Raw genomic sequence first — 11,914 nt, forward strand, 5'->3', positions numbered from 1 at the left:
GCAAACAAGCTGTCATTTTTCAAACATCATTTGCTCCGCAGGCTGTTCTCCCTTATACCACTGAAACAACACCAGGCCCAAAGCCCCCACACCAAACAACCCCATTCCCCAGGGGGTATACTGCACTCCATATTCGCGGATAATCCATCCGCCCGACAAGCTGCCAGCAGCAATCCCCAGGTTGCCAAAGGAGATAGACAGGCTGTTGGCAAACTCCGGAGCTTCAGGAGCATAGCTAATCATATACGCCTGCCCGGTCAGAAAGCAAGGCGTGTGCAGAAATCCCCATGCCGCTATCAGTAGCAGCGTCATTGCTGAAAACGGTCCGGCATAATATATACCTGCAGCTATGACCGTCAGGCCCGCGAGGAAGGTGGCTGTTGTCCCCATAAGGCTATTGCTCAATAACCTTCCCGCCACAAAGTTGCCCGCCACGCCCATCACGCCAAACAGCAACAACATACCACTGATAAGACCGGGGCCCATGCCGGTCACCTTTTCCAGGTAATCCGCGAAATAAGCGTACGTGGTAAACATGGCCGCGTTCATCAAAAACACCATGACCGAACTGATAAGAAAAGCAGGCTGCCGAAGAATAATAAGATGTTGGCCGACAGATTGTTTTTCTTTCGCCGGCATAGCTGGCAACACAAACCATATACAACATAATGCCGTCAGGCTGATTATACCTTGCACCACAAACGATGCCTGCCAGCTGTTGAATATATCTGCGATATACGTGGAGAACGGCACCGTAGTAATAGTAGCAATGCCTATTCCACCTAATACGATGGCCATCATTTTATGCTGGTCTTTTTTATTCGCTGTACCTGTTGCCGCCGCTATCGCCGTAGCGATATAAACCGGCTGCAGAAAGGCCGGCAGCATTCTGGCAGCCAGCAGCAGCCAGAATGGGGGAGACAATACCGAAACAATCCCGGAGACCAGAAACAGCAACAGGCTGACCGCCATCACTGTTTTGCGGTTGAACCGGGACATGAGCAGCATCATGAAAGGCCCCGCCAGAGCAATGACCATAGCAAACCCGCTCAACAACAATCCGGCTGTCTCAATACGTACGCCGTAGTACCGCGCAATTTGTGGCAGGATGCCAATTACGCCGAATTCTGTGGTGATAACGCCTATCATTCCCAGGCATCCTATATATGCAATCTTTTTCATCACCCCTTCTATTACAAATGAAGACGTAGGAAACCGGCTACTTCCGCAATGGCCTGTTTTCCACTGCTGATCATACCACCCATCTGGAAAAAGCCGTGTATCATACCTGTGTATTCGGTCAACTTTATGTCCACGCCGGCTGCCTGCAGCTTCTGCGCATATAATACTGCTTCATCCCTTAAAGGATCATATTGTGCAGTAATAATCAGTGTAGGCGGCACCCTCGTGAATTCTTCGGCCATTACCGGAGACGCATCAGGATGGTTTCTGTCTGCAGGAGAAGGCGTATACAGGTCCCATGCCAACCGGGCGCCCTCCAGGGTGAGATTAGGCCCGTCTGCAAACTCCTCCCATGATGGTGAGCTCAACGACGCATCTGTAACAGGGTAAATCAATGCCTGACAACGGATGCGGACGCCTGCTGTTTTCAACGCATGGCTGGCCGCTGCTGCTGCGAGCGCGCCACCGGCGCTGTCTCCCGCCACAGCAATACGGGCCCCGTCAATCTTCAGTTCGCCCGCATGTTCGTTTACCCATTTCAATACATGGCGGCAATCGTTTAATCCATGCGGGAAGGGAAACTCCGGTGCCAGCCGGTAATCCACCGCTATAAACACTGCGTTGGATTCTTTCGCCAGCGCCCGTACCGGACGGTCGTGGGTTTCAAGGCTGCCAGCGTTAAACCATCCCCCGTGGAAATATAGCACCGCCGGCAATGACGGCCCGTCAGACGGCCGGTAAATGCGGATACGTATATCACCCGTTGCTGACGGCACGTCCCGGTCTTCTATGTGAAACAATGCTTCCGGTTCACCCGCCATGGGAATAAACCCTTCGTAAAACTTCCTGCCGGCCAGTACGGCGTCTTCCTCGTCAGGAACAGGGATAGCCTGTATGAATTCCAGGGCTGCCAGCACTTCGGGCGATAACATTAGTTGATCGTTCATCTTTTTTTATTACAAAATTGGCCTCCGGAAGGCCATAAAATAAAATAGCATGATTTATCAACCTCATAAAATTATTTATACCTTCACTATATGGTAAATCTGGAATGGTACAGAACATTTAAAGCGGTATACCAGACAGGGTCGCTGACAGCAGCGTCCAAAGTGCTGTTTATCTCACAACCTAACGTGAGCCAACACCTGTCGGCCCTGGAGGCGCATGTGGGAAAGCAGTTGTTTGAACGAAAGCCCAGGCTGGTGCCCACCGATCACGGCAAATTGTTTTATACGCAACTAGTGGAGCCGCTGGAAAAGCTGGAACAGCTCGAAACGAATTTCTCTGCAATGTGCCATGAGCAGCAGTTTCCGACCATCCGGCTGGGCACCGTGAAAGAAATATTTCATTCCGTTTTGCTGCCGCGTTTGAAAGCCTTTCCGGCAAACATCATAACGTCATTTGGGTTGACTAAAGATTTGCTGATTAAGCTGGGGAACGGTGAACTTGATTTTGTTATTGCCACACAACGCACAGAAAGGAAAGATATCATCTTTGAACCTATACTGACAGAGTCCTTTGTCATAGCCGGAAGCACTTCGCTGAACACCAAAAAATTCCATTCCCTGGTCCAAAAGAAGGAACTGGAAAAAGCAGAGGAATGGCTGCTGCAACAGCCCTGGTTGGCCTACAGTACTGACCTTGCCATTATTCGCCGCTTCTGGCTGACCAATTTTAAAAAGCGGGCAGCTATCCATCCCCGCTTTGTCATCCCCGACATGAACACCATCCTGCAGGCGCTTGAAACCATTGATGGGCTTACGGTTGCCGCTGACTACCTGGTAAGGGGGCTTCAGAAAGAAGGCAAAATAAAGATGATATGGAAGGGGGAAACTGCCACCACCAATGTTATTTATCTCGCTTATGATAAAACGAAGACCACCGCCAGGCAGGTAGAACTTATCAAGTTTTTATTTATTTGATAAATTATTGCCTTCTTATCGTTTCCTCTCAAACACTCATCAGCGCTGCATCTCAGCAGAACAAGCCACCTGCTGTCCAACAAAAAAACTGACCATTCATCAAGAAAAATATTTCTGCACTTTCATTTATCATGATAACTTATTATTTTCACGTTCTGAATCTGTCACTTTTAAAGTCAACCAACAGTCAAAACAAAATCTAATTCTAAATCGCAGATGCCTATATTCTAAGAAAGAATCTCGGAAATAGTACGCAGCAGCTTATGAGTAGAAGGGTCCTTTGATACCAGCCTTTGGTATACCAGGTTTTTGCAATGATACAGTCCACCAGATCCCGCTGTATCGTTAATGGGATTTTCTTGCTCCTACTATTTACTGAGTCATTTATATAATGTTTAAAAACAACCGGAATCATTGTGCAACGATTAAAATTTAACCGTGAACATGGGATGACCAACTATTAATCTAACCTGGCTTCGTTAAGCTATAATGTTGTCGTGACCGACAGGAACTGGCACCACTACTGGATTGCCGGGCGAAAGTTCTTTGTCTAAAATGTATACTCTACTTCTCTATTTATCATTTCATCTAAATCGACCGATTATGAAGAAAGCACTACTATTTTTTCTTTGGGTCCTGGTAGCTGTGCCAATGATGGCGCAGCAACGACAGGTGACCGGAAAAGTGACTGACACACGCGACGGTACGCCTTTACTCGGTGTAACCGTAACCGTTAAAGGCTCCAAAGCCGGCACCGCTACCGATGTTGACGGTAATTTTAAAATCAATGTGAACGGTGATGCCACGCTCGCTTTCAGCTTCGTGGGATACGAAACGATTACCATGGCCATTGGCGAAAAGAGCCATGTAATCGTAAAAATGGGACCGGATTCCAAAACACTGAACCAGGTGGAAATCAGCACTGGTTATACTTCCAAAAGAAGAGGCGCTATTACCGGCGCTATCACAACGGTAGACGGCAAACAAGTGGAATCAAGGCCTCAGGGCAACGTACTGCACAACCTGCAGGGACAATCAGCAGGTACATACGTAATGGCGAATGGCGGACGTCCTGGTGTGGCTCCGGTTATTTTGCTCAGAGGCGTAGGTTCCATCAACTCCGGCACTGCTCCGCTCTACATCGTAGACGGTCAACCGGTAAGCGGCAGTGACTTTGCCCTGATTGCTCCGGACGATATTGAAAACATCAATATCTTAAAAGATGCCTCTGCTACTTCTATCTACGGTTCCCGTGGCGCAAACGGCGTAATCCTGGTGACCATGAAAAAAGGCGTCCGGAATTCCCGCCCGCAGGTTGACTATCGCGGCTTCTATGGCTATGCGGACATCAACCGCTCCAAGTTCAAAATGATGAACACCAAAGACCGCCTGGACTATGAAGTTTTCATTGGAAAAAGAGCAGCAAATGATCCGGCTATTCCTGAACTGATGAAAAATGACTTCAATCAGTCAAAAGTCGTGTTCAAGCCCTCCCAGACACAATCTCATGTGTTGTCTGTAAAAAGCGGCAATGAAACTACTTCCATCTATTTCTCCGGTGAGTATTTCCAGATGGACGGTATCTACTTTGATAATACCTTCAAACGTTACTCCAGCCGCCTGGCTATCGACAACCAGACCACCAAATGGCTTAAAACCGGTGTTTCCATGTACCTCGGTTATATGGACGAAACCACACCGAACGAAACCCGTAACTCCCTTCAGAACCCGGGTATGCTGGCCTACATGCTGATGCCTTACGAGGACCTGAAAAACCCTGACGGCAGCTGGAGAAAATTCCTGCAATACCAGGCTTACAACGGCGCCAGAAGCCAGCTGTGGACCCGCAGCCAGGGCCTGACCGGCAACAGCAACGACCACCTGAAATTCATCGGTAATGCCTATGCAGAAGCTAACATTACCAAAGAGCTGAAATTCACCAGCCGCTTTGGTATGAACCTCTCCGATTATGTTACTAAAACATGGAACGCCCCTGAACTCGCTGCCACAGATAATGGCAACGCCACCAGACGTTTCTCCCGCTGGTCTAACGCTATCTGGACCAACCTCCTGAACTACCGCAAAACTTTCGGCGACCACTCTATCAATGCAGTAGCCGGTACAGAATACAATGCACTGACCGACTATGACTTCTCCACTACAGCACGGAACACAGCATTTCCTACGTTGTATGAGTTCGGTGCCATGTCAGTTCCCAGCACTTCCAGCGGAAGCCTGAGCAAATACAGAATGTTCTCGACACTGGCCTCAGTGAACTATGGCTACAAAGACCGTTATTATGCGGACCTCTCCATCCGTCGTGATGGTTCTTCCAAATTCGGCGCCAACAACAAATGGGGTAACTTCTGGGCTGTCGGCCTGTTGTGGAACGCTAAAAATGAAGACTTCCTGAAAGACAACCTGCTGATCAGCGATCTTCGTGTACGTGCCAGCGTTGGTCTGACCGGTAACGATGATATTGGTTTTTATCCTTCCTATAGCATCAACTCTGTTAATAACAGCAGCCCTAACACCACGACCACCAAAGCAGGTTACGAAAGCAAGGCAGGTATGGTGCCTACCCAGGCTGCCAATCCGGACCTGGGCTGGGAAAAGAAACGTAAGTTTAACGTGGGCGCAGACCTCGGCCTGTGGGACAACCGCCTGACCTTTACCCTCGATTACTACCGTGAGCTGACTTATGACATGGTGCTGGACGTACCGGTGTCCTACCTCACCGGTTATAGCTCCATCAAAGCCAACATGGGCAAGATGCAGAACAACGGTATTGAATTCTCTGTCAAATCAACCGTTATCAGCACTAAAGACATCACGTTTAATGTAAGCGGTAACTTCACCTACAACAAAAACAAGGTTACGGAGCTGTATGGCTTCCGCGACGAACTGCTCGGTACAGGTACCGGTATCCTCGTAAAAGTAGGCTATCCCCGCGGACAGTTCAAATACAACCGTTTCTCCAGAGTTAATCCTGACGACGGTACAGAAATCTGGCTGGATAAAAACGGGAAAGAAACCACCAACTTTGATGCTGGCGATGCAGCCATCCTCGATGGTAAAAACATGTACGCACCTTACTATGGTGGCGCCACCTTTGACTTCAACTACAAAGGCATTGGTATCTTCATGCAGTGGAACTACATGCTCGATAAATACAGCGTAAACAATACCCGTGCTTGGCTGGTATGGAACAACGACGCCTGGTATAATACCAACCGCGCTGCCGACCTCTATCAGAATATGTGGAAAAAACCAGGTGATATCGCTAAATACCCTAAATATGGTTCATCCACCGCTTTCGACGACAGATACCTGGAAAACGCGTCTTTCCTGAGATTAAGGGACCTGACTGTTTATTACAATCTGCCTAAGAACCTGCTGAGTGCTACTAAAGCATTCCGTAGTGCACGGGTATATGCCCGCGGTAACAACCTGCTCACCTTTACCAAATGGAGCGGTTATGATCCGGAATATTTCAACAACCTGGAGCTGGGCATCTATCCTGTTTCCCGTTCCTATACCGTTGGTTTGGACCTGACCTTCTAATCCATTACCGAACTTCCTAAAACAGAAAAAATGATAGCTATCAATAAAAAAATATTTCTGGCCGCGGCACTGGGAGCAACCATGCTGATGTCTGCCTGCAATAAGAAGCTGGACCAGCTTCCTAACACCAGCGTATCTACCGATGAGATATATACCAGCATCGCTGGCGCTGAAATCGCCTACAACGGTGTATACAGCACGTTCTATAAAGCTGAATACTATGCCCGCGCCTATGTGGTGATTCCGGACCTGGCAGCGGACAACATGATCCTCTCCGCCTGGGCGAACAACGTGTACAATGAAATTCACCGCTGGACCATTCACTCCGGCACCTACGAAACCGGCAACCTGTGGGGTACCATTTATCCGGCCCTGCACCGCTGTAATGTGTTTCTCGCCAATATCGACAAAGTACCCGTACTTTCCGGAGAAAACGCGGAAACAGTAGGAGCCAGAAAGAAAACCCTGAAGGCACATATTCAGGCCTTACGCGCCATGTTTATGTTTGACGCGCTGCGCATCTATTGCAAATACGACCTGAATGATCCACTGGGCCTGCCATTTGTTACGGCACCTACTACAGAGATCATGCATAAACGCAAATCTGTACAGGAGACCTATAACCAGATCGTACAAGATCTGAACGATGCAGCAGCCAATATCGGCGAGGATAACGCAACCGGTATGACAAGAGTCAACAAATATTTTATTGCTGCCCTACAATCCAGAGTATACCTCTATTTCAAGAAGTGGGACCTGGCTATCGCTGCAGCAGATAAAGTAATGAGCGTAGCATCCTTCGGTTATGAAACAACCGGCGCCAACCTGCTGAAAGTTTGGAGAGATGATAACAGCACCAAAGAAATCATCTTTAGACCTGCTATCACCGAGATCAACGAAGCCAAATACTTCTCCTACGGTGTATGGCTGATCTCCGACGACGTTGCCCGTAACAAACCTAATCCGGACTTCATCGCACCGAAAGCTTTCGCGGAAAGCTTTAGCACCGCTGACCTGCGCAGAGCTATCTACTTCCGGAAAGACAGCGTGCGTAACTACAAAAAGGATTCCTTGTACGTGATCAACAAATATCCGGGCAACCCGGCTTACGCCAGCTGGCAGGAAAAATGCAATGCTCCTAAAATCCTGCGTTATGCGGAAGTAGCACTGAACAAAATGGAAGCAGCCTACTATGTTGACAAGTCAGTTTCCAAAACCCTGCTGAAAGCACTGCGCGCTGCCCGTATCCCTGGCTACGACGGAACCATCGTTGACGCTTACGACGATGTTACCCTGCTCAACCAGATCCGGGAAGAAAGAAGAAAAGAACTGGCATACGAAGGCCACCGCTTCTTCGATCTGAAACGCTGGGGCCTTGGCTTCACCAGAAACAGGGAAGGCGACTACCAGGCCGCCGAAAATGCTATCGGTGAAATCAAACCTGATAACTATCGCTTCCAGTGGCCTATTCCACAGGCAGAAAGAGAATCCAACAAACTCTGCGACCAAAATCCGGGTTACGCTAACTAATCCGTTTATCTATCGTATAAAACCGCCGGCGATCTTCGCTGGCGGTTTTTCTTCTCCAGGCTATTCCGGCTCGTTTTCAAATAGCTCATGCAGCTTTTGCCGCAGCAGCTTTTTATCAGGGAGAAAGGTTTGATATTCGGAGATAATAGCAGGCGACAGGTTTCTGCTCATCGCATATTCCACTATTTCATCATTTTGTTCTTTGCACAATAGAATACCTACACTCGGCTTTTCATGTTCTCGCTTCACCTTTCTGTCCAGCGCCGTCAAATAAAAATTAAGCTTACCAAGATACTCGGGCAAGAAGGCCGTTGTTTTTAATTCAAACGCCACTAAACACTGCAAGTCACGATGAAAAAACAGCAGGTCTACATAAAAGTCTGTTCCGCCCACCGTCACGCAGTATTCTTCGCCCACAAAAGTGAATCCATCTCCCAATTCAAGAATAAAATCTTTGATTTTACGGATAAGCGCCTGCCGCAAGTCTTTCTCACTATGTTTTTGGGGGAGATTTAAAAACTCGAATACATATTTATCCCTGAAGAGGAGGCTTTCATCGGTATTGATGTTATTCCCTGATACAGGTGATTGTTGCTGCCCCAACCGCACCCTTTCATATAGACTGCTCTTGATTTGTCGTTCTAGTTCGCGGACAGAGTAGTTTTCCTGGATGCATAAACGGAGATAAAAGTCACATTCCTCCCGGGATTTTGTTTTGGTCAGCAGCGTTAAATGATGGGTCCAACTGATCTGCACAATCATCGTATTACGAATATCCGTAAATTGTGTCATCAGTGATGACACAATTTTTTGTTGATTTCCAACCGATTTAACATTAACTATTTCATTAAAATAAACAATATACGTCTGATACAGCTGACGCATCCGAAATAGATTCCTTTTTTCAAATCCCTTCAATTGCGGGTGTTTTGTCTCAATAAAACGCGCGAGGTCCGAAATCGTCCCTTCTCCCCAGCTGGCATTGGCTATCTTTTGATGTATATATTCGCCCACCTGCCAGTAGAGATTAATCATTTCAACGTTTACATTTTTTTGGGCGTTATACTGCGAACGCTTTATAAGCGTTACTATTTCCGTAAATTGCTCCGTCATAAAAAAGTTTTTTTGGGTTAATTGGATATGGTTTTAAAAATGAAGCTTCAAATTTAAGTACCGGGAAATGTAATACCCTGTTCATTTTGGTGATGATAATGAACAGATCAGAATGAATGAATTTTAATACCTCAAAACATTAACCCAACCGACAATACCGTTATCACGAATGAAATTTCAACGCTTCAGGCAATGGTGTAAAAAAAGAAAATGGTGGCTGACAGCAGCCGGCATACTACTGATTGCCTATTACTTTTGTTTGCCCCGCCAATTGTTTACCAGTCCCACCTCCTTTGTGCTGGAAGATGTGAATGGCGACCTGCTGAACGCCAGCATAGCGCCCGACGGACAATGGCGCTTTCCCTATAATCCGCACGTGCCGGAGAAATTCGAGAAATGTATCATCGCTTATGAAGACAAACGCTTTTATTACCACTGGGGGTTAGACCCGCTGGCTATCAGCCGCGCCATCCGTCAAAACCTGCGGGGAAAGAAAGTCGTCAGCGGCGGCAGCACCATCACCATGCAGGTGATCCGCATATCCCGCAACCAACCCCGCACCGTGTGGCAGAAAATAGTGGAAGCGGTACTGGCCACCCGCCTCGAATTCGCTGCCTCCAAAAAGAAAATCATCGCACTATACGCTGCCAACGCTCCTTTCGGTGGTAACGTGGTAGGACTGGAAGCCGCCTCCTGGCGCTACTACGGCCGTAAAGCCGACCAGCTGTCATGGGGCGAAATGGCGGCGCTGGCAGTACTGCCCAACAGTCCGGCGCTGGTACACCCCGGCCGTAACCGTAATACGCTGCTGAATAAACGAAATCAACTGCTGAATAAACTGTACCGCAACAAAACCATCGATAGCATCACCTGTCAGCTGGCCAAGCTGGAACCGTTGCCGGAACAGCCGCTGCCACTGCCGCAGGACGCACCCCATCTGTTGGACCGCTTCCGCCTCGACTACCAGCAGCAAAAATCCGATGGCCCCACCCGCATCAAAAGCACTGTGGAAGCATCGCTGCAAAAAAACGTCACGGCCATCGCGAAAAGGTACCACAACGCGTACAAAGCCAACCGCATCAACAACGCGGCAGTACTGGTACTGGACGTGGAAACAGGCAACACCCTCGCTTATGTAGGCAACATCTACAATCCCGCTGACCCGGAACTGGAAAGCCATGTGGACATTATACAAGCCAGAAGAAGCCCCGGCAGCACCCTCAAACCGGTGTTATACGCCGCCATGCTCAACGACGGACTGATACTGCCCAATACCCTGATACCAGACATCCCCACGCAAATAGCCGGGTATTCGCCGCAAAACTTTGACCTTGGCTATGACGGCGCAGTGCCGGCATCCCGCGCACTGGCGCGCTCTCTCAATATTCCCGCGGTACGCATGCTGCAGATGTACCGCTATGAACGCTTTCATACACTGCTGCAAAAAATGGGCATCACCACGCTCAATAAACCAGCCGACCACTACGGCCTGTCACTGATCCTTGGCGGCGGGGAAACAACCTTATGGGAGATGTGCGGCATGTACGCCAGTATGGCCCGGACACTCGTCCACCTCGAGCAATACCGCGGCAAATACGATATGGACGATATCCATCCGCCAAACTATCAGGCAGACATACAACGTCCTTCACAATACGGACTAAGCAAAGAGGGCATTCTCGATGCAGGCTCCATCTGGTACACCTTTGAAGCCATGACGGAAGTAATGCGGCCCGGTGAAGAACTGCTGTGGCAACAGTTCTCTTCCTCACAGCGTATAGCCTGGAAAACAGGCACCAGCTTCGGATTCCGCGATGGATGGGCTATTGGCGTCACCCCCAAATACGTAGTGGGCGTGTGGGTAGGCAATGCGGACGGAGAAGGCCGCCCCGGCCTCATCGGCGTGTCCACCGCAGCCCCCGTCATGTTCGATGTGTTCAGGCTGTTACGTACCGGCAGCTGGTTTACCACGCCCACGGCCCAGCTCCGGAAAGTGGAGATATGCCGCAAAAGCGGTTACCGGGCCAATGAACTGTGTGATGAAAAAGATTCCATCAATGTACCGGTTGCAGGTATCCGCTCGGGGGTATGCCCTTACCATCAACTGGTACATCTCGATCGTACCGGCCAGTGGCGCGTAACAGAAAACTGTGAATCCCCGCAGTTCATGCAGCATAAAGCGTGGTTTATCCTGCCACCATCGCAGGAATTTTATTACCGCAGCAAAAACTACTACGCGCCACTGCCACCCTATAAACCTGACTGCATCGGCTCTCTGGGGCAGGACAAAGCACCAATCGAACTGATATATCCGCGGCCTAATGCCCGCATCTTTGTGCCCACAGAACTGAACGGTCAGGCCGGACAAACCATTTTCACGGCCACACACCGCAATAGCGCCGCCAAAATATACTGGCACCTCGACAACAGCTTCATCGGGGAAACCGTGGAATTCCATCAGATGGCACTACACCCGCCACCGGGGAAACATACCATCACTTTGGTGGATGAAAATGGTGAAAGAATTGAACAGACTTTTGAGATACTGGCCAAAGAAAAAGACCAATGATCATCATAAAAAAAAGCGAAGACAGTGTCTTCGC

7 protein-coding genes are annotated in these 11,914 nt (G+C 48.8%); 4 read left to right on the forward strand and 3 right to left on the reverse strand.

From position 1 onward, the window contains the following. Nucleotides 1-12 precede the first annotated feature (12 nt). Both HGH92_RS08755 and HGH92_RS08760 read right to left on the reverse strand, forming a co-directional pair. On the reverse strand, nucleotides 13-1,182 hold the full coding sequence (locus HGH92_RS08755) for an MFS transporter (RefSeq protein WP_168870350.1): 1,170 nt from the start codon (nucleotides 1,180-1,182) through the stop codon (nucleotides 13-15). A gap of 11 nt (nucleotides 1,183-1,193) precedes the next feature. Beyond that, entirely contained in the window at nucleotides 1,194-2,129 is a 936-nt protein-coding gene (locus HGH92_RS08760) for an alpha/beta hydrolase (RefSeq protein WP_168870351.1), read from the reverse strand. A gap of 90 nt (nucleotides 2,130-2,219) precedes the next feature. On the opposite strand from HGH92_RS08760, the gene HGH92_RS08765 reads away from it, so the two are divergent. The 3 genes from HGH92_RS08765 to HGH92_RS08775 all read left to right on the forward strand — a co-directional run bounded on the left by HGH92_RS08765 (nucleotide 2,220) and on the right by HGH92_RS08775 (nucleotide 8,198). Beyond that, nucleotides 2,220-3,104, forward strand: a complete 885-nt coding sequence (locus HGH92_RS08765; protein ID WP_168870352.1) for a LysR family transcriptional regulator — start codon at nucleotides 2,220-2,222, stop codon at nucleotides 3,102-3,104. A gap of 603 nt (nucleotides 3,105-3,707) precedes the next feature. Continuing rightward, entirely contained in the window at nucleotides 3,708-6,668 is a 2,961-nt protein-coding gene (locus HGH92_RS08770; RefSeq protein WP_168870353.1) for a SusC/RagA family TonB-linked outer membrane protein, read from the forward strand. Nucleotides 6,669-6,698: 30 nt separating this feature from the next. Further along, nucleotides 6,699-8,198 (forward strand): RagB/SusD family nutrient uptake outer membrane protein, encoded by a 1,500-nt coding sequence (locus HGH92_RS08775; protein ID WP_168870354.1) that lies wholly within the window; start codon nucleotides 6,699-6,701, stop codon nucleotides 8,196-8,198. A 60-nt stretch (nucleotides 8,199-8,258) separates the two neighbouring features. On the opposite strand, the gene HGH92_RS08780 is transcribed toward HGH92_RS08775, so the two are convergent. Next, complete coding sequence (locus tag HGH92_RS08780; RefSeq protein ID WP_168870355.1) at nucleotides 8,259-9,311, reverse strand: YhcG family protein; 1,053 nt, start codon at nucleotides 9,309-9,311, stop codon at nucleotides 8,259-8,261. A gap of 169 nt (nucleotides 9,312-9,480) precedes the next feature. On the opposite strand from HGH92_RS08780, the gene pbpC reads away from it, so the two are divergent. Further along, complete coding sequence (gene pbpC, locus HGH92_RS08785) at nucleotides 9,481-11,880, forward strand: penicillin-binding protein 1C (RefSeq protein WP_168870356.1); 2,400 nt, start codon at nucleotides 9,481-9,483, stop codon at nucleotides 11,878-11,880. Nucleotides 11,881-11,914 lie beyond the last annotated feature (34 nt).

It is taken from the genome of Chitinophaga varians (assembly GCF_012641275.1).
Classification (GTDB): Bacteria; Bacteroidota; Bacteroidia; order Chitinophagales; family Chitinophagaceae; genus Chitinophaga; species Chitinophaga varians_A.